General features: G+C 71.7%; 16 protein-coding genes. 4 read left to right on the plus strand and 12 right to left on the minus strand.

Annotated features, from left to right (window positions below; all coding sequences use genetic code 11):
- Positions 1–116 precede the first annotated feature (116 nt).
- From AB0I06_RS23480 to AB0I06_RS23490, 3 genes are all read left to right on the plus strand, one after another.
- Entirely contained in the window at positions 117–1490 is a 1374-nt protein-coding gene (locus tag AB0I06_RS23480) for an alpha-amylase family protein (protein ID WP_363120799.1), read from the plus strand.
- Positions 1491–1675: 185 nt separating this feature from the next.
- Positions 1676–7075, plus strand: a complete 5400-nt coding sequence (gene pulA, locus AB0I06_RS23485; protein WP_363120800.1) for a pullulanase-type alpha-1,6-glucosidase — start codon at positions 1676–1678, stop codon at positions 7073–7075.
- A 311-nt stretch (positions 7076–7386) separates the two neighbouring features.
- Positions 7387–7743 carry a 5-carboxymethyl-2-hydroxymuconate Delta-isomerase gene (locus AB0I06_RS23490; RefSeq protein ID WP_363120801.1) on the plus strand — a complete coding sequence of 119 codons (357 nt, stop codon included), beginning with the start codon at positions 7387–7389 and terminating at the stop codon, positions 7741–7743.
- 6 nt (positions 7744–7749) lie between these two features.
- Here AB0I06_RS23490 and AB0I06_RS23495 read toward each other — a convergent pair whose 3' ends face one another.
- The 3 genes from AB0I06_RS23495 to AB0I06_RS23505 all read right to left on the minus strand — a co-directional run bounded on the left by AB0I06_RS23495 (position 7750) and on the right by AB0I06_RS23505 (position 11070).
- Positions 7750–8439, minus strand: coding sequence for a TetR/AcrR family transcriptional regulator (locus AB0I06_RS23495; protein WP_363120802.1), 690 nt, complete (start codon positions 8437–8439; stop codon positions 7750–7752).
- Between the two features lie 93 nt (positions 8440–8532).
- Positions 8533–10494 carry a hypothetical protein gene (locus AB0I06_RS23500; protein WP_363120803.1) on the minus strand — a complete coding sequence of 654 codons (1962 nt, stop codon included), beginning with the start codon at positions 10492–10494 and terminating at the stop codon, positions 8533–8535.
- Positions 10495–10542: 48 nt separating this feature from the next.
- Positions 10543–11070, minus strand: coding sequence for a tetratricopeptide repeat protein (locus AB0I06_RS23505; RefSeq protein WP_363120804.1), 528 nt, complete (start codon positions 11068–11070; stop codon positions 10543–10545).
- Positions 11071–11233: 163 nt separating this feature from the next.
- Between AB0I06_RS23505 and AB0I06_RS23510 the strand changes: the two genes are divergently transcribed.
- Complete coding sequence (locus AB0I06_RS23510) at positions 11234–11686, plus strand: hypothetical protein (RefSeq protein WP_363120805.1); 453 nt, start codon at positions 11234–11236, stop codon at positions 11684–11686.
- 74 nt (positions 11687–11760) lie between these two features.
- Here AB0I06_RS23510 and AB0I06_RS23515 read toward each other — a convergent pair whose 3' ends face one another.
- From AB0I06_RS23515 to AB0I06_RS23555, 9 genes are all read right to left on the minus strand, one after another.
- On the minus strand, positions 11761–13317 hold the full coding sequence (locus AB0I06_RS23515; RefSeq protein ID WP_363120806.1) for a DUF1996 domain-containing protein: 1557 nt from the start codon (positions 13315–13317) through the stop codon (positions 11761–11763).
- Between the two features lie 203 nt (positions 13318–13520).
- A complete protein-coding gene (locus tag AB0I06_RS23520; protein WP_363120807.1) occupies positions 13521–14174 on the minus strand; it encodes a response regulator transcription factor in 654 nt (217 codons plus the stop codon).
- Positions 14165–15424: a sensor histidine kinase gene (locus AB0I06_RS23525; protein WP_363120808.1), complete on the minus strand. Its 1260-nt coding sequence runs from the start codon at positions 15422–15424 to the stop codon at positions 14165–14167. Before AB0I06_RS23525 ends, AB0I06_RS23520 begins: the two co-directional genes overlap by 10 nt.
- 96 nt (positions 15425–15520) lie before the next feature.
- The gene (locus AB0I06_RS23530) at positions 15521–16531 is read right to left on the minus strand and encodes an SDR family oxidoreductase (RefSeq protein ID WP_363120809.1); all 1011 of its coding nucleotides are present in this window, start codon (positions 16529–16531) and stop codon (positions 15521–15523) included.
- 87 nt (positions 16532–16618) lie between these two features.
- Entirely contained in the window at positions 16619–17209 is a 591-nt protein-coding gene (locus AB0I06_RS23535; protein ID WP_363120810.1) for a winged helix-turn-helix domain-containing protein, read from the minus strand.
- 118 nt (positions 17210–17327) lie between these two features.
- Positions 17328–17450: a hypothetical protein gene (locus tag AB0I06_RS23540; protein WP_363120811.1), complete on the minus strand. Its 123-nt coding sequence runs from the start codon at positions 17448–17450 to the stop codon at positions 17328–17330.
- A gap of 78 nt (positions 17451–17528) precedes the next feature.
- Entirely contained in the window at positions 17529–19322 is a 1794-nt protein-coding gene (locus AB0I06_RS23545; protein ID WP_363120812.1) for a HEAT repeat domain-containing protein, read from the minus strand.
- Positions 19323–19391: 69 nt separating this feature from the next.
- Positions 19392–20423, minus strand: coding sequence for a glutamine synthetase (gene glnII / locus AB0I06_RS23550; protein WP_363120813.1), 1032 nt, complete (start codon positions 20421–20423; stop codon positions 19392–19394).
- A gap of 365 nt (positions 20424–20788) precedes the next feature.
- A complete protein-coding gene (locus AB0I06_RS23555; protein WP_363120814.1) occupies positions 20789–21472 on the minus strand; it encodes a hypothetical protein in 684 nt (227 codons plus the stop codon).
- Positions 21473–21524: the final 52 nt, after the last annotated feature.

The raw sequence follows: 21524 nt of genomic DNA on the forward strand, positions 1-21524 counted from the left end.
TCCTTTGAATTTCGCACGGCCCGCTGCCCTTTCGGGCGGCGGGCCTTTACCATCTGCGTCACCGCAAGGTTTCTGAACCTTGCTGCAAGAACCTTCAACGAAGAAGGAAACCCCACATGGCACGCAGATTCCTCGCCTCCGCCGTGGCGCTCGCCGCGGCTGTGGTTGTCATGAACCCGACTGGTGCAGAGGCCTCCCCACCTGGCACCAAGGACGTCACCGCCGTCCTCTTCGAGTGGAACTTCGCCTCGGTCGCCCGCGAGTGCACCACCACCCTCGGGCCCGCCGGCTACGGCTACGTCCAGGTCTCGCCGCCCGCCGAGCACATACAGGGACCGCAGTGGTGGACCTCGTACCAGCCGGTCAGCTACAAGATCGCAGGCCGGCTCGGTGACCGCACGGCGTTCCGGAACATGGTGAACACCTGCCACGCGGCCGGTGTGAAGGTCGTCGCGGACGCCGTCATCAACCACATGGCGGCGGGCGACGGCACCGGCACCGGCGGCTCGTCGTACAGCAAGTACGCCTACCCCGGCCTGTACTCGTCCTTCGACTTCGACGACTGCACGAGCCGGATCAGCACCTACCAGGACCGCTGGAACGTCCAGCACTGCGAACTGGTCGGCCTGGCCGACCTGGACACGGGCGAGAACTACGTCCGCGGCGCGATCGCCGGGTACCTGAACGACCTGCTCTCCCTCGGCGTCGACGGCTTCCGCGTCGACGCGGCCAAGCACATCGACACCGCCGACCTCGCGAACATCAAGTCCCGGCTGAGCAACCCGTCGGTGTACTGGAAGCAGGAGGTCATATTCGGCGCCGGCGAGGCCGTCCAGCCCACTGAATACACGAGTAACGGAGACGTCCAGGAGTTCCGCTACGCCTACGACCTCAAGCGGGTCTTCACCAACGAGAACCTCGCCTACCTGAAGAACTACGGCGAGGGCTGGGGCTACATGAACAGCGGTGTCTCCGGTGTCTTCGTCGACAACCACGACACCGAGCGCAACGGCTCCACCCTCAGCTACAAGGACGGCGCAACCTACACCCTGGCCAACGTCTTCATGCTGGCCTGGCCCTACGGCGCCCCCGACGTCAACTCCGGCTACGAGTTCACCGACCACGACGCCGGGCCGCCGAACGGGGGTCAGGTCAACGCCTGCTGGCAGGACGGCTGGAAGTGCCAGCACAACTGGCCGGAGATCAAGTCCATGGTCGCCTTCCGCAACGCCACCCGGGGGCAGGCCGTCACCAACTGGTGGGACAACGGCGGTGACGCCATCGCCTTCGGCCGGGGCAGCAAGGGCTTCGTGGCCATCAACCACGAGTCCGGCTCCCTGACCCGGACGTACCAGACGTCGCTGCCCGCCGGGACGTACTGCGACGTGCAGAGCAACAGGCCGGTGACGGTCAACGCGAGCGGCCAGCTCACGGCCACCCTGGGCGCCCACACGGCCCTGGCGGTCCACGCGGGCAAGTCGAGCTGTTAGCGGCCGTCCCGCACGGTGTGAAGCGGCCCCGGCGGCATGACCCATGGCGACCGGGGCCGCCGGACCCACCGCGGTGGTTGAAAGTTCTTTCCAATGCTTTCAGGACTCTTGCTGTAAACGTTTCGGCGGCGATACGGTCGCGCGGGGTCGGACCCGAGAGAGCCGCAATCGCTAGGAGCCCATCTGTGATACCGAGATGGCCGGTGCCGTCCAGGCGCCGAACCGCCCGTGCCGGACGGGTCGCCGCGGTCACCGCCGCCGCGCTGGCCGCCACACTCGTCCAGCCGCTCGCCGCCGGGGCCGCCACCCCTGCGGCGCCTCCCTCCGACGCCGCGCTGGCCGCCCAGCCCGCCCGGCACGACGCCACCCGGGAGCAGTTCTACTTCGTCCTGCCGGACCGGTTCGCCAACGGCGACCCGCGCAACGACAAGGGCGGCCTGACCGGTTCACGCCTGTCGACCGGCTACGACCCCACCGACAAGGGCTTCTACCAGGGCGGCGACCTCAAGGGCCTGACCAAGAGGCTCGACTACATCAAGGGCCTGGGTACCACCGCCCTCTGGATGGCTCCGATCTTCAAGAACCAGCCCGTGCAGGGCACCGGGTCGAACGCCTCGGCCGGTTACCACGGTTACTGGATCACCGACTTCACCCAGGTCGACCCGCACTTCGGCACCAACCAGGACCTCGAGACCCTCATCGACAAGGCCCACGCCAAGGGCATGAAGGTCTTCTTCGACGTCATCACCAACCACACCGCCGACGTCGTCGACTACGAGGAGAAGTCCTACGACTACCTCTCCAAGGGCGCCTTCCCCTACCTGACGAAGGACGGCGTGCCCTTCGACGACGCCGACTACGCCGACGGGCGGCACGGCTTCCCCGAGGTCGACCGGGACTCCTTCCCGCGCACCCCGGTCGTCACCAAGAAGAACAAGGTCCCGTCGTGGCTCAACGACCCGACGATGTACCACAACCGCGGCGACTCCACCTTCGCCGGTGAGAGCTCCACCCACGGCGACTTCTCCGGGCTCGACGACCTGTGGACCGAGCGGCCCGAGGTCGTCAGCGGCATGGAGAGGATCTACCAGCGCTGGGTGCGGGACTTCGACGTCGACGGCTTCCGGATCGACACCGTGAAGCACGTCGGCATGGAGTTCTGGACGCAGTGGGCCACCGCCCTCGACGCCTACGCCGCGAAGCGCGGCCGGGACGACTTCTTCATGTTCGGCGAGGTCTACTCGGCCGACACGAACGTCACCGCGCCCTACGTCACCCAGGGCCGGCTCGACGCCACCCTCGACTTCCCCTTCCAGGAGGCGGCCCGCCAGTACGCCTCGCAGGGCGGCAGCGCCCGCAAGCTGGCCGGCGTCTTCGGCGACGACTACAAGTACACGACCGGCAAGGCCAACGCCTACGAGCAGGTCACCTTCCTCGGCAACCACGACATGGGCCGCATCGGGTCGTTCCTGAAGCAGGACAACCCCAAGGCCACGGACGCCGAGATCCTCGCCAAGGACAAGCTCGCCAACGAGCTGATGTTCCTCAGCCGCGGCAACCCCGTCGTCTACTACGGCGACGAGCAGGGCTTCACCGGCCCGGGCGGCGACAAGGACGCCCGGCAGACCATGTTCGCCTCGCGCACCGCCGACTACCTCGACGACGACCTGATCGGCACCGACCGCACCCACGCCGGGGACGCCTACGACACCAAGGCGCCCCTGTACCGGCAGATCAGCGCCCTCGCCGAGCTCCGCAAGGCCAACCCGGCGCTCACCGACGGCGTCCAGCAGGAGCGGTACGCGGCCGACGGCCCGGGCGTCTACGCCTTCTCCCGCACGGACGCCAGGACCGGCACCGAGTACGTCGTCGCCTTCAACAACGCCGCCGAGAAGAAGACCGCGACCTTCGCGACCGGCTCGGCCGGCATGACCTTCCGCGGCATCCACGGCACCGACGCGACCCTGACCAGCGACGGCGACAAGAAGCTCACCGTCACGGTCCCGGCCGGTTCGGCGATCGTCCTGAAGGCGGCCGGAAAGCTCGCGAAGCCCGCCACCGCACCGACCCTCACCCTGAAGGCCCCGGCCGCCGGCGCCACCGGCACCGTGGAGGTCACCGCGGACGTCGGGGGAGGCGGGCAGCTCGACCGGGTCGTCTTCGCCGCGCAGACCGGCAACGGGAAGTGGCGGGTCCTCGGCTCCGCCGACCACGCTCCCTACAAGGTCACCCACACCCTCGGCAAGGACGTGCCACCGGGTACGGCCCTGCGCTACAAGGCCGTCGTCATCGACTCGGCCGGACGCACCGCGAGCGCCCTGGCCGCCTCCGCCACCGGCACCCCGCCCGCCCCCGAACCGCCCACCGCCTCCTCCCGCGACTACGCGATCGTCCACTACAAGCGCGCGGACGGCGACTACGCCGACTGGGGCCTGTACGCCTGGGGCGACCTCGCCGAGGGCGAGGCCACCGAGTGGCCCGAGAGCCACCCGTTCACCGGCCGGGACGCCTATGGCGCCTTCGCCTGGGTCAAGCTCAAGCCGGGCGCCTCGAACGTCGGCTTCCTCGTCATCGACAAGGACGGCACCAAGGACGTCTCCACCGACCGCACGATCGACGTCACCAAGACCGGTGAGGTCTGGATCGAGCAGGGCAAGGACACCGTCACCACCGAACGGCCCGAGTACCCGGCACCCGACAAGAGCAAGGCCGTCCTGCACTACCACCGGGCCGACGGGAACCACGACGGCTGGGGCCTGCACGTGTGGACCGGCGCCGCGCACCCCACCGACTGGTCGAACCCCCTGAAGCCGGTCAAGACTGATTCCTATGGCGCAGTCTTCGAGGTACCGCTCACCGACGGAGCCACCAGCCTCAGCTACATCCTCCACAAGGGCGACGAGAAGGACCTGCCCACCGACCAGTCGCTCGACCTCAAGGCGAACGGCCACGAGGTGTGGCTGGTGAACGGACAGGAGAAGTACCTGCTCCCGCAGCCCGCGGGCTCTGCCGCCGCCCTGGACCTGACCACCTCCAAGGCGGTCTGGATCGACCGGAACACCCTCGCCTGGAACGGCTCCGACGCCGCCGCCTCCACCCAGCTGCTGTACTCCCGCGACGGCTCGATCAAGGCCGAGGACGGCGCCCTGACGGGCGACGCCCAGTGGCTGCGCCTGGCGAAGGGGGAGCTCACCGACGCCCAGAAGGCGAAGTTCCCGCACCTGAAGGCGTACGACGCCTGGACCGTCGACCCCCGCGACCGCGACCGGGTCCGCGAGGCCCTGCGCGGCCAGGTCGTCGCCACCCAGCGTGCGGTGAACGGAGCAGTACTCGCGGCCACCGGCGTCCAGATCGCCGGCGTCCTCGACGACCTGTACCCCGGCGCCACCAAGGCCGCTCTCGGACCGACGTTCGCCAAGGGCCGCCCCACCCTGTCCGTGTGGGCGCCGACCGCGCAGTCCGTCGCCCTGGAACTCGACGGCAAGGCCGTCGCCATGCGCCGCGACTCCGCCACCGGCGTCTGGTCCGTCACCGGCCCCGCGTCCTGGAAGGGCAAGCCCTACCGCTACGCCGTGAAGGTCTGGGCGCCCAGTGTCCGCAAGGTCGTCACCAACAAGGTCACCGACCCCTACTCCGTGGCCCTCACGACCGACTCCAAGCGCAGCCTGGTCGCCGACCTGGACGACAAGGCGCTGAAGCCGTCCGGCTGGTCGTCGTACACCAAGCCCAGGGCCGTGCCCCTGCGGGACGCCCAGATCCAGGAGCTGCACATCCGGGACTTCTCCGTCGAGGACCGCACGGCGAAGCACCCCGGCACCTACCTCGCCTTCACCGACAAGGCGAGCGACGGCAGCAGGCACCTGCGCGAGCTGGCCGAGGCGGGCACCTCCTACGTCCACCTGCTGCCCGCCTTCGACATCGCCACCATCCCGGAGCGCAAGGCCGACCAGGCGACGCCCGGCTGCGACCTGGCATCCTTCCCGGCCGACTCCGACAAGCAGCAGGAGTGCGTCGGCAAGATCGCCGCGAAGGACGCCTACAACTGGGGCTACGACCCGTACCACTACACGGTCCCCGAGGGCTCCTACGCCACCGACCCGGACGGCACCGCCCGCACGGTCGAGTTCCGCAGGATGGTCAAGGCCCTCAACGACGACGGACTGCGCGTCGTCATGGACGTCGTCTACAACCACACCGCCGCGAGCGGCCAGGCGGACACCTCCGTCCTGGACCGGATCGTGCCCGGCTACTACCAGCGGCTCCTCGCCGACGGCTCGGTCGCGAACAGCACCTGCTGCGCCAACACGGCCACCGAGAACGCCATGATGGGCAAGCTCGTCGTGGACTCGATCGTCACCTGGGCCAAGGAGTACAAGGTCGACGGTTTCCGCTTCGACCTCATGGGCCACCACCCGAAGGCGAACATCCTGGCCGTCAGGAAGGCCCTCGACGCGCTGACCCCCGACCAGGACGGCGTCGACGGCAAGAAGATCATCCTGTACGGCGAGGGCTGGAACTTCGGCGAGGTCGCCGACGACGCCCGGTTCGTCCAGGCCACGCAGAAGAACATGGCCGGCACCGGCATCGCCACCTTCTCCGACCGCGCCCGTGACGCGGTGCGCGGCGGCGGCCCCTTCGACGAGGACCCCGGCGTCCAGGGCTTCGCCTCCGGTCTGTACACCGACCCCAACTCCTCGAAGAGCAACGGCACCGAGGCCGAGCAGAAGGCCCGCCTGCTGCACTACCAGGACCTCATCAAGGTCGGCCTGACCGGCAACCTCGCCGGTTACCGGTTCACCGGCACCGGCGGCAAGGAGGTCAAGGGCTCCGAGGTCGACTACAACGGCGCCCCCGCCGGATACGCCGACGCCCCGGGCGACGCCCTCGCCTACGCCGACGCGCACGACAACGAGTCCCTGTTCGACGCGCTCGCCTTCAAGCTCCCCGCCGCGACGAGCGCGTCCGACCGGGCCCGGATGCAGGTCCTCGCGATGGCGACGGCCACCCTCTCGCAGGGCCCGGCCCTCTCCCAGGCGGGCACCGACCTGCTGCGCTCCAAGTCCCTGGACCGCAACTCCTACGACAGCGGCGACTGGTTCAACGCCGTCCACTGGCGGTGCGAGGACGGCAACGGGTTCGGACGCGGACTGCCCATGGCGGCCGACAACGCCGGCAAGTGGCCGTACGCCACGCCGCTGCTGACCAAGGTCGCCGTGGGCTGCGAGCAGATCGAGGGCACCTCGGCCGCGTACCGCGACCTGCTGCGGATCCGCAGCACCGAGAAGGACTTCTCCCTCGGCACGGCGGAGCGGGTGCAGTCCCGGCTCTCCTTCCCGCTGTCCGGCAAGGACGAGACGCCCGGCGTGATCACCATGCGGCTCGGTGATCTCGTCGTCGTCTTCAACGCCACCCCCGAGCGGCAGGAGCAGCCCGTCCCCGCACTCGCCGGGACCGGCTACCGCCTGCACCCGGTGCAGGCGGCGGGCGCCGACGCCACCGTGAAGTCCTCCGCCTACGCGCGGGCCTCCGGCACGTTCACCGTGCCGGCGCGCACGGTCGCGGTCTTCACCCGGACCGCTGGGTAACGCCCCCGGTCAGCAGGGGCGGACCGCGACCGGCGGCCCGCCCCCGCTGCGGCTAGGGCCTGTCGTTTGGATCAGGCCGGCCGAGAGTGACTGCGCCTCTCGGCCGACCCGAGCGGGGCGTGGTGCGTGCAGCTGCAAGGCGGAGGAGGGCGTCAACGCGATGGGGGTCCCTCCCGCGCGAGCGCAGCCGAGCGTGGGGGAGTTGACAGCCGACGACAACGCGGCAGATGTGCGTGCCACGCCCCGCGACGCCGGCATGATCCAAACGACAGGCCCTAGGGTGAGCCCACCGACTGGGAACAGGAGTGCTGATGCCGCAGATCACCGTCGACTATTCCGCCGACCTCGCGGACGGATTCGACCGGCCCGGATTCGCCAAGGCGCTGCACGAGGCCACCGTCGAGATCGCGGCCGCCAAGCCGCCGGCCTGCAAGAGCCGGTTCCGCCCGACCGAGGACATCGTCGTCGGGCCCGAGGCCGAGGGGCACTCCCATGTGCACATCCACATCGCGCTGCTCGCCGGCCGCACCGACGAGACCAAGGCGCGGCTCACCCAGGCCGCGCTGGAGCTGCTGCGGACTTATCTGAAGCAGCCCGAGGGGCGCGCGCTGCACGCCTCCGCCGAGGTCCGCGACCTGGACCCGTCGTACGCGAAGTTCGAGAGCTGAGTCCGCTCAGCTCGCCAGGGCGATGAGCCGGCCGGCCAGCAGCGCGAACGGGCCGTCGGCCGGCTCGTCCTTCATGACCTCGCGCAGCAGCGCGGCCATCTCCTCGTCGTAGGCGGCGCTCACCGCGGCGAGCGCGGCGAAGTCGTTGACGAGCTGGGGCTCCAGCTCCTCGCGCGGGATGCGCCGGCCGTCCAGCCAGATCAGTGCCGTCGACTCGGCGAGCGAGATCCAGGAACGGACGACCAGTTCGAGGCGCGCGGGCGGATCGGTCACGCCCAGGTGCGAAAGGATCTGGACATACGCGGCCTGCCGCACGGAGTCGACGAGCGCGTTGGTCGTCGACGAACCGACTGCCGGGCCGCCGCGCATGAGGGCGGAGAAACCGGGCCCGTGCTCGTCCACGAAGTCGAAGTAGCGGCGCATCACCCGCAGCAGCCGCGCCCCCAGCGGACCCTCGTGCGGCTCCACGAACCGGCCCGCCAGATCGTCCGAGGCCCGCTGCAACGCCGCCTCGTACAGGCTGAGTTTGCCGGGGAAGTAGTGGTAGACCAACGGGCGTGAGATGCCCGCGGCCGACGCTATCTCGTCGATGGAGACCTCGTCGGGTGAGCGGCGGCTGAACAGTTCGAGGGCGACGCCGATCAACTGCTGCCGCCGTTCCTCGACTCCCATTCTGCGGCGAACCCCGGTAGTCATACGAACACCTTACCGATCGATTCCGGCCTCGAACGGGCCGGATCGATCGCGGAGCTGCCCCCGAGGCCCTCCGGCGGGCACGGGAGGAGCCCCTCAGCGCAGCCCGCGCAGCGAACGCCCGTCCTTGAGGGTCCCCTTGAGCTGAGCCTGCGCTCCCTGTTCGGCCGGCACCGTCAGCAGACTGCTCCGCGCGGACCCGTCCACCCCGCCCGTCGCCCGGATCGACGCCGTCTCCCGGCTGCCGGCGGCCAGCAGGTACCAGTCCCCGCCCTTCGACTTCCACAGCACACCGGCCAGCACATGCGGGTCACGCTCCCCGCACGCCGGGACGTTCTCGGCCTTCGCCGCCACCGCCCCGTACGCCCCACCGGGCGTGTGGAACTGCGCCAGCACCCGCGGCCCGCCGCCCCGCCAGGTCTCGGCCCGGGTGCACACCCACGCCGCGGTTCCGCTCGCGTCGGGCAGCGGCTGCTCGTTGAACGCCCAGGCGTTGACTTGGCGCACCCCCGCCGAGCGCACCGTGCCCAGCGAGCAGGCGAACGGCTGCCAGGTGTGCAGCGCGGCGGCGCCGGACACCTCGCCGGGCGATCCCGGCCGTCCGGTGGTGAGCCGGGCCGGGACCAGTTCACCGAGGTCGGTCAGCAGCCGGGTCCTGCCGCCGTCGGCCACCTGGAGCACGTTCCACGAGGTGCAGGGGCCGGAGCGCAGGGCAGGGCTGGCCAGCGGCGCGGTCACACCGCCGGTGAGCGTGAGGTCCATCGCGCCGGAGCCCGGCTTCATCAGGTCCCGCTCCCCGGCGTTCTTCACCCAGGGGGCCAGCAGATAGCGGACGTTGCCGTCGGAGCGGCCCAGGACCACCGCGCCCGCCTCGGCCCGGCCGGCCCCGTCGACCCGTGCGAAGTCGAGGGCGGCGCCCTGCGTGCCGTCCTTCGGCTCGGCGTACCGGGCGATGCGCAGACCGTCGTAGAGGATCACCACGCGCGCCGCGTCGACCGTCCCCGCGAACAGCAGCTGGGGCGGTCCGGCCGGGCCGCCGGAGAGCGTGCCGGGCGTCGCCGACACCTGGACCGTCTCGCCGGGGCGGGCCCACACGGCCAGGGCGCGGCGCAGCAGGGCCCGGTCGCCGGTGCGGTCGCCGCGGGCCGGCCAGACGGAGAAGTCGACGCGATCCGAGCCGCGCCACGCGGTGGGCGGGACCCGGGTCAGCTTCGCCGGGTCCAGGGCGGCCTGCGCGGCGGGGTTGCGCGCGTACGGGGGTGCCGCGGCGCCCTCGGGACCCCAGCCCTCACCGGGCAGCCCGAGCAGCGCACCGCACACCAGCAGGGCGGCACCGGCGGCCAGGGCGGCCTTCAGATGCTGGCGCCGGCGCATCAGGTCGGTGGGGCGGGCCTGGAGCGAGCAGGGATCGAACTCGGGGGAGTCGAGCAGCCCGTACTGGGCGGGGATCCCGTCGGCCTCCAGCACCGCGCCCTCCGGGTCCGCGACGCCCGCCGCCGCGAGGACCTCGCACACCTCGGCGTCCGTGAGCCGCTCGAGGCCGCGCAGCGCGTACGCGGCCCGGGCCGGGCCCGACAGGGTGGACAACCGCTGGTCCAGGGCGAGTTCGTCGGCGCCGCCGGAGCGCGGGAACAGTTTCAGGCCCCACACGTGCGGCAGCAGCGGCGGCAGCTGGGCCCTCTTGGGCCACGCCTTCGCCGTGAGCGGCGGCCCCGCCTCCAGCGCCGTGCGCAGCACCTGGAGACGGACCAGGGCGTACCCCGGGTCGCGGTGCCGGCCGTCCCGCAGGCTCTCGGCTTCGCCCGAGAAGGGGGGACCCCCGTTCTGGGCCGGGATCACCGGGGCCGGGGTGCGGCTGCGGGGGAGTGCCCGCTGGGTGAGCGCGTGCGCGGTCAGGACGCGGCGGCTGCGGCCCGTCCCGGGTGGCAGCACCAGGTAGGCCAGCCGGACGAGCCGCGGGTAGTGCTCGACGAGCGCGGCCTCGGCCTGCTCGACGTCGACGACCGGGCCGGTCACGGAGGGGGGTGCGGGGCGCTGGGCGACATCCTGTGACTGCACGTTCAGCAGAACGAGCGAATCGTTGGATGGTCACCTGGCTGCGGAGCGTCACGCCCCCGGGTGTGCCCCGGGTTCCACGAGCAGCCGGGCGTAGTTCGCCGTGGACCGCTGGTAGCGCGGCAGATGCGGGGCCAGGGCACCCAGGACCAGCGCCAGGGCCTCCCGGTCACGGCCGAGATCCGACAGGCACAGCGCGAGGAACGCCCGTACGGCGTCGTCCAGTTCGTCGGACGGGGCGAGGAGCTCGGGCGTCAGCAGGGCGACGCCCTCCTCGGCCCGGCCGGTGTTCCGCAGGGAGCTGGCCAGCTGGATCTTCGTCTGGCGGGCCTTGTCGGGGCTGATGTCGGCGAGGCCCTTCTCCAGCGCTTCCCGGTACAGGGGGACCGCCTTGTCGGAGTCACCTGTGGAGTCCCAGGCGCAGCCCTGTTCGAACAGGCCGAGCGGGCTGCCCTCCGGCAGCTCGGCGACGAGCGCGTCGACGTCGGAGCGCAAGCGTGCCCCGCCCTCCTCCGTCTCGGCGTAGTCGTCGAAACGGTCCCACAGGGCGGCCATACGCTCTTCCCAGTCCTGATCCACGGGCCCACCCTCGCACAGGAGTGCACACCCGGGCAGCGGGATTTTGAGCACGGCGGGCTCCGCAGCCGTATCGAGGGCGAGAGCCTCTGCCGGGGCTCCGTGCGGCATGCGTCCGGATCGTGCCGTGACAAGGACCGTGCCGTGACAAGGACCGGAGGAACAGATGAGGGTGACCCGACCGATGCTCGCGCTGAGCGGCGCGGTGGCGATACTGGCGCTGACCGGCTGCGGCGGATCCGGCGACAAGGACGAGGCGGCCGTCCCGAAGGAGGTGAGCGGCAGCCTGGAGCACATCGCGGCCGAGGCCGACTGCAAGCCGAACATGCAGACCGACGCGGACACCATCCGCCAGGCCCTGTGCAAGAAGGGCAAGGAGAAGTACGTCCTCGCCACCTTCGCCACCGACCGCGGCCAGCGCGAGTGGCTGAACAGCGCCAAGGACTACGGCGGCTACTACCTCGTCGGCCGCAAGTGGGTCGCCGTCGGTCAGCGGAAGACGGTCACGGCGCTCCAGGGCGCCCTCGGCGGGACCATGGAAGAGGGCTCCGAGCACATGAACCCCGGCGGCAGCCACAACAGCGGCGGGCACGACGGCGGCAGCGGCCACCACGGCTGAACGCGCGGGCCACGACAGCGGAAGGCCGGCGGTGGGAATTCCCACCGCCGGCCTTCCGCGTCACCGGGTCAGGGCTACTTGCAGTCCTGGCCGTCGTTGATGCACTGGACCATCTTGTTCATCACGTTCTCGTCGAAGAAGTTGATGAAGTCGTTGTGGTCGGTGATCGCCTTGTGCAGCTGCTCCGGGAAGGAGTCCACCGCGAAGGCGCCCTGGAGCTGCCCGTTGTTGATCTGCGGCGCCGGGATGTCGTAGACCAGCCGGACCTGGAGCTGGGGGATGGCCTTGAAACCGTTCGAGCAGGTGCCGTCCGCCTCCACGAAGTCCACGTGGGTGCGGTGGTTGGCGCTGTCGATGTTCTGGCCGTCCCAGCAGCTCTGGAAGTTGGACGTGCGCACCACGGAGCTGCCCTCGGGGCAGATCGGGTACTTGTCCGTCACCTGCCGGTCCTCGAAGCCGGTGCAGCTCCACGCGGTGTTGGCGTTGTTCAGTCCGTTGGTGAGGGACTTGGCGTCACCGGTGATGATGCGCAGGGCCTTCGGCATGGCGACGACGTCGCTGGTGCGGTTGCCGACGAACTTCAGCTGGGCCTCGGCCGGCTCGACGATCTTGCCGACGTTGCCGTCCTGGCCGCCGCCGGGCTTGCCCTGGTCGATGTCCTGCGAACCGTCCTGGAGGCGGATGACCGGCCAGAAGTACGACGACTTGTCGCCCTGGTTCTGGCAGGACGTGTCGGCGTTCGCCAGGTCCTCGTCGCTCGCGAAGGCGTTGTTGCTCTGGTTGCCGACGTAGTCGTGCTGGTGCTTCGCGCCGTTGGAGACACCCGGCGCCACGATCACGTTGTCCGAGTTGCGGTTCTCGTTCTGGTTCGTGCCACAGACAGTGGTGAACGTACCCGTGGAACCGCCGTCGCCGTTCGCCGCGAGGCCGTTCGGCAGGTTGCGGGAGTTGGGCTGGACGTCCTCGATCTTGATGAAGTCGTCCGCCACCGGGCCGTTGCCGGCCTGCCCGCCGTTGCCGCCCTGGCCCTGCCCGTTGTCCTGGCCGCCGTTGTCCTGACCCTGGTCCTGACCGCCGTCGTTCTGACCGCCGTCGTTCTGGCCGTCGTTGTTCTGGCCGTCGTTGTTCTGACCGCCCCCGGCCTGGCCGTCGTTGGTGTTGATGTCGGCCGCCATGCCCTTGCACTCGGCGAGCTGCTCCAGGTTGCCCGGGGCCTGCCCGCCCACCCGCCGGATGTTGATGCCGATCCGGTCGATGGCCGCGACCCGCTTCGACTTCAGCGGGCCGAGGATGGCGTTGTTGACGAAGCCGGCGTCACCGGCCTGGGCCTGGCGCGTGGAGGCGAGCCGGGTGTACGCCTCGCTGATCTGCTTGTCGAGGTTGGCCAGCTCCTTGTCCACCCCCTGGCGGGCGCCGTCCGGCACATCGGTCAGCTTCTGTCCGACGTCCGGGCACTGGATCGTGGCGATCTGCGCGCCCGCGGACTTCGTCTGGTTCGCCGAGTTCTCCTCGTGCGCCGAGGCGTAGAAGTTTGCCCAGATCAGCCCGCCCCCACCGAGCGCTAGGGCCGCCGATGCGGCAATGGCCTTGGTGGCCAGCGGCGTACGGCGTTTTCTTGTGTTGCGTCCCATGGAACTCCTCTGACTTCCTTTTTCGGGGGCATCGAGGCGCCCGACAGGAGTGAAGCGGCTCCCTTCCATACGCAGTGCGTCCCACGGGTGTTCAGGGGTACCGGAAATTGATGCGAGATTCGTGAGGACTCTGTGTTCTCAACAGCCGCTGGCACACCAGGAGTTGCGGATCGTCCACACGGGGTGAGAAGACGGGTCCGGTTTCACCGCCCGTGGTCGAGATACGCGAGAACCGCCAGCACGCGGCGGTTGTCGTCGTCCGAGACCTCAAGGCCCAGTTTGCCGAAGATGTTCGCGGTGTGTTTGGCGATCGCCCGTTCCGTCACGACCAGTTTCCCGGCGATCGCCGCGTTGGACCGGCCCTGCGCCATCAGCTCCAGCACCTCCCGCTCCCGGGGCGTCAGCCGCGCCAGCGGCCGGTCGTCGCCCGAACGGCGGGCCAGCAGCTGCTGGATGACCTGCGGGTCCATCGCCGTGCCACCGGCGGCGACCCGCCGTACGGCGTCCACGAACTGCTCGGCGTCGAACACCCGGTCCTTCAGCAGATAACCGACCCCGCCGCTGCCGTCGGCGAGCAGCTCCCGCGCGTACAGCTGCTCCACGTGCTGGGAGAGCACCAGCACCGGCAGCCCGGGCCGCTTCCGGCGGGCGTCGAGCGCGCACTGAAGGCCCTCGTCGCTGTGCGTGGGCGGCAGGCGGACGTCGACCACGGCCACGTCCGGGTCCAGCTCGGCCAGCGCGGCGGCCAGTTCGGGCCCGGACTCGACGGCCGCCACGATCTCGAAGCCGTGCGCCTGGAGCAGCCGGACGAGTCCGTCGCGCAGCAGGAAGAGGTCTTCGGCCAGGACTACGCGCAAGGGATCTCCATGGTGACCATGGTGGGGCCGCCCGCGGGACTGCTGACGGCCAGGACGCCGTCGAATGTACCCAGTCGCCGCTCGACCCCGGCCAGCCCCGAACCGGCTCCGATCACCGCGCCGCCCTTGCCGTTGTCCGTGACGGTCGCCCGCAGCATGCCGTCCGCCCGGTGGAGGTCGACCCAGATCCGGTCGGCGCCCGAGTGCTTCACGGCGTTGGTGAGCACCTCGCTCACCGCGAAGTACACGGCCGACTCCACCGGCGCCTCGGCCCGCCCGGGCAGATCCACGCTCACCTCCGTGGCCACCGGCAACCGCAGCGCCAGCGCCCGCACGGCGTCTCCCAGGCCCCGTTCGGCCAGGACCGGCGGATGGATGCCCCGCACCAGCTCGCGCAACTCGGTCAGTGCCTCCACGGAGGACTTACGGGCCTGCGCGATCAGCTCCCTGGCCTGGGCCGGGTCCTTGTCGAGGAGCGCCTCGATGGTGCCGAGGTCCATGCCGACGGCCACCAGCCGCGCCTGGGCCCCGTCGTGCAGGTCCCGCTCGATGCGCCGCAGTTCGGCGGCGGAGGTGTCGACGGCGTCGCGCCGCGTCTCGGTCAGCACCCGTACCCGCTCGGCCAGTTCCCCCTGGTCGCTGCCGAGCACGGCCCGCGTGAGCCGGAAGTGGACGCCCAGCAGGCGCGGGGTGAGGAAGTGCGCGAGGAACAGCAGCACCAGACCCAGGGCGGCCGCCCCGAACGCGGACGTCTGGTCGGTGACCGGCACGAAGCCGTACCAGTACCCGTCGGGGAAGACCCGCCACAGCCCGAGCGCGAGGGCGAACCCCTCCAGCGGATAGAGGAGCAGCACCGCCGGCAGCAGCGCGGTGACGAATCCCGCGGTCATGTCGACCGGCAGCCACCGCAGGTCCCGCCAGGTCGCCGGGTCGCGCAGCATCCCGAAGGTGCGCGCCCAGGGGTTGGCGTCCTCGGGCAGCGGCCGGTACGCCGGTGGGATCCGCACCCCGCCCCACTCCGCCGCGAGCAGCCGCCGGGCGTCGGCGAACGCCCGCACCCCCGTCAGCACGTAGGGCGTGGTGACGATGCCGACCCCGATCGGGATGAGCGCGATCGAGACCAGGGACAGGCAGAAGCACAGCACCGCCCCCGGCAGGGAGACGAGGGCCAGCGCCAGCCCCCGCACCGCCGCGAGCCCGATGCCCCGCCCTGTCGTCCGCCCGGTGCCGTTCTTCGTGTCCATGGTCATGGCGTCAGTCTCGCCGAGCGGACGTGCCGGGTCACGGGGCCGGGCACCCGGCCCGGGGGTGGTGCTACGTACACCCGAGGGGCGAACGCGCGGTGTTCACGCGCCGGTCCCGGCCGCGAGGACCTTCGCCTCCACCTCCGGGTCGAGGCCCTTGCGCGTCCGGTCGGGGCGCTGGGGCGCGACACCGCCGAGGCCGCGCAGCCACTGCCAGGTGTCGGCCACGGTCTCCTCGACGGGCCGGCAGACCAGGCCGGTCCCGACCGCCCGGGAGACGTCCGCGCTGTGCAGGGCGTCGTGCAGGTCGCTGCCCGGCGGCACCCACACCGGCAACTCCGTCCACGGCTCGATGCCCGCCTCCAGGATCACCCCGGGTTCGGTCCAGCGCAGTTCGGCCGCACCGCCCGTGACCCGCGCACACGCGTCGAGGAGCGTCCCCGTCGTGGCGTGCCCCTGCGGACTGATCAGGTTGTACGGCCCGCTCAGCTCCTGCTCCGCCGCGCCGAGGATCCACTCCGACAGGTCCCGGGCGTCGACGTACTGCAAGGGGAGGTCCCGCGGGCCCGGCGCCAGGACCGGGCCGCCGCGGGCCGTCCGGGTCAGCCACCACGGCAGCCGGCCGACGTTCTCGTACGGGCCGAGGATCAGCCCGGCCCGGACGAGCACCGACCGGTCAACGCCGAAGGCGTCCAGCACGGCCAGCTCGCCGCCCCTCTTGTCCCGGGCGTAGTCGGTCTGCTCCGCGTCGGCCGACGCCCCCTCCACCAGGGGCGCGTCCTCGTCGTACCCGGCGGGCGGGGCCCACGCGTACACCGAGCAGCTCGACACGTACACGTACCGGCCGGCGCGGCCCCGCAGCAGCCGCGCCGTGTCCCGCACCGCGCTCGGCGCCGCCGACCAGGTGTCGACGACGACGTCCCACTCGCCCGGCTCGTCGGCGAGGGCGGCCAGGCCGCCGGGCGCGGTGCGGTCGCCGAGCAGCGACCGCACACCCGGCGGCGCGTCGTGCCGCCCCCGGTGGAAGACGGTCACCTCCCAGCCCCGCCCCAGCGCCGCCTCCACGACGGCCCGCCCCACGAACTCCGTACCGCCCAGCATCAGAAGCCTCATGCCGGTGACTCTGCCCGGTGGGACGAGGGGAGGGAACGGGGATCTGCTGTCAGCAGACGCCGCGCGGCACAGCCGTACCGGCACGCCTCAACGTGCCGTCGGGGGGACGTACTTGTAGCCCACGCGGCGCACGGTGCGGATCGTGTCGCGGTGCTCGGCACCCAGCTTGCGGCGCAGGCGGGCGATGTGCACGTCGACCGTACGGCCGTCTCCCACGTGCCCGTAGCCCCACACCGTGCCGACCAGCTGGTCGCGGGTGTGCACCCGGCCCGGGTGCGCCACCAGGTGGGCCAGCAGTTCGAACTCAAGGTAGGTGAGGTCGAGCGGCCGGCCGTCCACCCGGGCGGTGCGCTGCACGGTGTCGACCCGGATCAGCGGCTCGCCGCCCGGCTCGGCGGCGGTGTCCGGGCCGGCGGGCCCCGGCCGCTCCGGCACCGCCACCGGGAACGGCGGCTGCTGGTCGGCCGGGACGAGCACCAGGTAGCCGACCATCGCCGGGCGGCCCGGCAGGACGGGCAGGGTGTGCTGCGGAGCCGGCATCCAGGTGGCACCGGGCGGCAGCAGGTCCGCGACGGTCACCACCTCGTCCCGGTCGACGGCACGCAGCCGGTGCCGAGGGCTCGGGGCCGCCGAGGGGGCGAGGGGAGCGGCGGTGGACAGAGAACGGGTGATCGCCATGAGAGGTCAGCTCTTTCGCGCGAGGAGTTCGTCGGGGAGTTCGACGGCCGCGATGTGTGGTCGGGCTCGCCGAGGGACGTACGCGGTGCGCGCTGGCCGAGGGCCGGGGTGTACGGCTTCAGAGGGCCGGCGCGTTCATCGCGCGGCAACACACCCGGTCGAAGTCGTGGTCCTGGCGGGACGGCCAGAAGGGCTCGAGGTCATGGCGACCCGTCGCGGTGAGCTTCTGGTGGCTGGCCATGGGCCCATTGAAGCAGACACACGCCCGTCACAGCAGGGTCCTCTCACTGCTTGGACGTTTTCCGGCGGTCAGCCGGCCTCACTCCACGATCCGGGCGGTCTCCAGCAGGCCGCGGACGGCGGTGCGGACGACGTCGTCCGGGTGCGGGCCGTCGCCGTTCATGAGGTCGTGGACGATCCGGTGCCGCGCCTCGACTCCCCGGCGCAGCCCGGCCACGGCGAAACGGGGCAGGAGTCCCACCTCGGTGAGCGTCTCCACGGGGTGGGGCCGGCCGTTGTAGAACCGCTCCCACTTCAGTGCCCGCCGGGCCAGCGGCCCCACGGTGTCCTCGGTCCGGCCGGTGATGCGCCAGACCGCCAGCGCGGCGAGGGAGGAGCCGTCGCCGGTCAGGGACGGCTCGATGAACGGCAGCAACGGCGCGGCCGCGGGGCCGAGTTCGCTCGCCCGGTCCATCATCGCGAAGGGGTACCGTCCGTCCGCCTGCCGGAGGAAGAAGGACAGGGCCGGCCCGGGATCGCCGCTGACCCGGTGGTGCGCGACCGCGGCGACCGCCGAGACCGAGGAGTGGGCCTGCTCCGTCAGGCAGGCCAGCAGCGCCCGCTTGGCCGGCTCCCCGCCGGCGGGGCCCGTACGGCCCAGCACGGCGGCCGCGACCGGCGGGTGCCCGGTGCCCGTGCGGGTCAGCAGCACGGTGAGCTCCCCGACGACGCCGGCCGCCACCTCGGGGAACCGCGTCAGCACCTCGACCAGCTCCGGACGGGCGCTTCCCAGCCGCCGCGCCACGGCCCGCGCCACGGCCCGGGCCCCGGCCCCGAACTCCTCGGCCACCGCGTGGGCGACGCGGGCGGCGCCGTACGAACCGGGTGCCTCCTCCACGAGCCGTACGGCCTCCTCGACGGCCTCCGGCGCCTTGGCCCGGGCGAGCACGGTGACCGCGGCCGACCGCAACTCCGGTTCGTCGCAGGCGAGGTACGGCAGTACGTGGTCGCACACGCGGGTGCGCGACCGCGGCGGCAGCGCGCAGGTCAGCTGTGCCAGCCGGTGCAGCTCCCAGGCCTCGCCCCGCGTCTCGCGCAGCGCCCAGGGGAGGACGTCGGCCTCGCGGTCGCGCCAGCGGTCGGTGATGTCGAAGGCGAGCGGCACACCCCCGGCCAGGGCCCGCAGCGCGGCCTCGGGGTCCTCCAGGAGCCGGCCGGTGAAGGGCGTGTGGGGGTCGGGCCACAGGCCGGGGTCCGGCTCGTGCGGGTCGGCCGTGTACGCCCGCACGCAGTGATCCACCAGCGGTGCGGGCAGGGGCAGTTCCGTGGTGCGCAGCAGGTCCTCTGCGGCGGCGAGCGCGACCCGGGGCTCGGGGTCGGTGAGCAGAGCGTGCCGCCACGCGCCGTCGCCGCGGTCCAGCAGCCCGAGCGCGGTCACCAGGTGGGCGCGCACCAGCGGGTCGGTCTCCTGGCCGAGCCGGCCGCGCAGCAGGGGCAGGGCGTCCTCGCGGCCGCAGGCGGCGATCAGCCGCACCATGGCGTCCCGTACGCCTGTGTCGGCGTGGTGCGCGAGGGGCAGCAGGGGAGGCAGCGCGTGCGCCACCGCCTGCGGGGCCGGTTCCTGTTCAGGCCACCCGGTTCTGGTCGCGAGGCTGCCGAGCAGCCGCAACAGGTCCTCCCGGTGACCGGGCCCCTCCAGGGCGAGCCGGGCCAGCCGCGGCACCGCGCGGGCGGTCGCCACGGCGAGGTCGTCCTCGTTCCAGGCCGCGGGCCACAGCCGGTTCATCGCCTTCTCGCGCACGCCGGCGTCCGGGGACTGCATCGCCCGCAGCAGCCCGGACAGGGCCCCCGCCGAGCCGCACGCCCGTACTCGTTCCACCCCGTCGATCCCCATGACGGCGCACCATACGCGCAAGGGGCGCCTGCCAAGACGGCAGGCGCCCCTTGCGGGAAGGCGTGGGGATCAGACCTGGCCGGCCTTCTCCAGCGCCGAGCAGCAGGTGTCCACGATCAGGCGGGTCACCACGTAGGGGTCGACGTTGGCGTTCGGGCGGCGGTCCTCGATGTAGCCCTTGCCGTCCTTCTCGACCTGCCACGGGATGCGGACCGAGGCGCCGCGGTTGGAGACACCGTAGGAGTACTCGTTCCACGGGGCGGTCTCGTGCAGACCGGTCAGGCGGTCGTCGATGCCGGCGCCGTAGTTCTTGACGTGGTCGAGCGGCTTGGAGCCCTCGCCGAGCGACTCGCACGCGGTGATGATCGCGTCGTAGCCCTCGCGCATCGCCTTGGTGGAGAAGTTGGTGTGCGCGCCGGCGCCGTTCCAGTCGCCCTTGACCGGCTTGGGGTCGAGGGTGGCGGCGACGTCGAAGTCCTCGGCGGTGCGGTAGAGCAGCCAGCGGGCCACCCACAGCTGGTCGGAGACCTCCAGCGGGGACAGCGGGCCGACCTGGAACTCCCACTGGCCGGGCATGACCTCGGCGTTGATGCCGGACAGGCCGAGGCCCGCCTTCAGGCAGTTGTCGAGGTGGGCCTCGACGACGTCACGGCCGAAGATCTCGTCGGCGCCGACACCGCAGTAGTAGCCGCCCTGGGGGGCCGGGAAGCCGCCCTTGGGGAAGCCGAGCGGGTAGCCGTCCTTGAAGAACGTGTACTCCTGCTCGATGCCGAAGACCGGCTCCTGCGCCGCGAACCGCTCCGCCACCTCGGCCAGCGCGGCCCGGGTGTTGGTGGGGTGCGGGGTGAGGTCGATGTTCAGGACCTCGCACAGCACCAGGACGTCGTCACCGCCGCGGATCGGGTCCGGGCAGGTGAAGACCGGCTTGAGCACGCAGTCCGAGGAGTGCCCCTCGGCCTGGTTGGTGGAAGACCCGTCGAAGCCCCAGATCGGCAGCGCGTCGAGACCGGCGGGCGCACCCGTGATGATCTTGGTCTTGGAACGCAGTTTGGCCGTCGGCTCGGTGCCGTCGATCCAGATGTACTCAGCCTTGAAGGTCACGGGCCACATCCTCGGGTGTGTCTGGGCGCGTATCGCGGGTGCGTGCGGCGCAGCGGCACCGGTGCGCCGCGTCTGCTGCCCGGCAGCCTGGCAACAGGCGATTACCCGGCCATTGCTCGCATGTGAACCCCGTGTTACCTGGCGGCGCTGTGCCGTGCTTCCACGCGGAGAGGGCGCCCCGCCGGAGCGGCACCCCTCACCGGCGCCGCTCACCGGCTCCCCTCCGTCGAGCCGGTGAAGGGCGCCGCGGGGCCCGGACGCGCCGGTCCTGCCACCCCTGGCCGGGGGCGGCAGGACCGGGGACACGTACGAGGGGCGGCCGAGGGGGTGGCCGCCGTCTCATCCGTTCAGTCGGTCGTACGGCCTCACCCCACCTTCTCGATCAGGGCCCGGCGGATCAGGAACTTGCCGGGCTCACGGACCTGCTCGAAGGCGGCGTTGTTCAGCAGCGCACAGCTGCCGGAGACCGAAGTGACCTCCACCGTCGTGGACTTGTTGTTGTCCAGGTTGGTGACCTTCAGCTTGGTGCCGGCCGGGAACTGGTTGCTGGACGCGGCGGGCGCACCGCCCTCGCCGGACAGCGTGACGGTCGAGCCGTTGCACACCTGCTGTCCGGCAGCGGCGCCGCCGCCGGTGTTCCCCGCGGGGCCGGACGCGGCGGGCTGTGACGGCTGATCCGAAGCCGCGGGCGGCTGGGCCGGCGGGGCGGGCTGCGACGGCTGCGCGGTCTGGGAGTCCTGAGCCGACTCCCCGACGGCGCACCCCGACGCCTCCTGCTTCCGCTTGATCTCCGCGACGACCGCCTCGCGGTTGGCGATCCGTGCCTCGGACTGCGCGTCCGGGGCGGCCCGCTGGTCGGCGATGAACTTCTGGTTGTTGCCGAGGGCGGTGGCGAGACCCAGGCAGACCGTCGATTCCGACGCCGACTTGGGGGTCGGCGCGGCGTTCGACGTGCTCGCCATGACGAAGGCCCCGCCTCCCGCCACCGTCGCCGCGCTCACCAGCAGTGCGAGCTTCTTCTTCGTGCCGAGCGTTCTCCTGCGCGACATGCGCGCCTCCTGAAAGAGGTAGGGGAGCGTACGCCGCTATGTACGAGATACC

It is taken from the genome of Streptomyces sp. NPDC050674 (assembly GCF_040654575.1).
Taxonomy (GTDB): Bacteria; Actinomycetota; Actinomycetes; order Streptomycetales; family Streptomycetaceae; genus Streptomyces.

Excerpts from the sequence above, each read along its gene's own strand:
- AB0I06_RS23480 (WP_363120799.1), top strand. The coding sequence starts at position 117 with ATGGCACGCAGATTCCTCGCCTCCGCCGTGGCGCTCGCCGCGGCTGTG.
- AB0I06_RS23540 (WP_363120811.1), bottom strand. The coding sequence starts at position 17,450 with ATGGCCAGCCACCAGAAGCTCACCGCGACGGGTCGCCATGACCTCGAG.
- AB0I06_RS23545 (WP_363120812.1), bottom strand. The coding sequence starts at position 19,322 with ATGGGGATCGACGGGGTGGAACGAGTACGGGCGTGCGGCTCGGCGGGG.
- AB0I06_RS23525 (WP_363120808.1), bottom strand. The coding sequence starts at position 15,424 with ATGACCATGGACACGAAGAACGGCACCGGGCGGACGACAGGGCGGGGC.
- AB0I06_RS23555 (WP_363120814.1), bottom strand. The coding sequence starts at position 21,472 with ATGTCGCGCAGGAGAACGCTCGGCACGAAGAAGAAGCTCGCACTGCTG.
- AB0I06_RS23515 (WP_363120806.1), bottom strand. The coding sequence starts at position 13,317 with ATGGGACGCAACACAAGAAAACGCCGTACGCCGCTGGCCACCAAGGCC.
- AB0I06_RS23490 (WP_363120801.1), top strand. The coding sequence starts at position 7,387 with ATGCCGCAGATCACCGTCGACTATTCCGCCGACCTCGCGGACGGATTC.
- AB0I06_RS23535 (WP_363120810.1), bottom strand. The coding sequence starts at position 17,209 with ATGGCGATCACCCGTTCTCTGTCCACCGCCGCTCCCCTCGCCCCCTCG.
- AB0I06_RS23495 (WP_363120802.1), bottom strand. The coding sequence starts at position 8,439 with ATGACTACCGGGGTTCGCCGCAGAATGGGAGTCGAGGAACGGCGGCAG.
- AB0I06_RS23510 (WP_363120805.1), top strand. The coding sequence starts at position 11,234 with ATGAGGGTGACCCGACCGATGCTCGCGCTGAGCGGCGCGGTGGCGATA.
- AB0I06_RS23530 (WP_363120809.1), bottom strand. The coding sequence starts at position 16,531 with ATGAGGCTTCTGATGCTGGGCGGTACGGAGTTCGTGGGGCGGGCCGTC.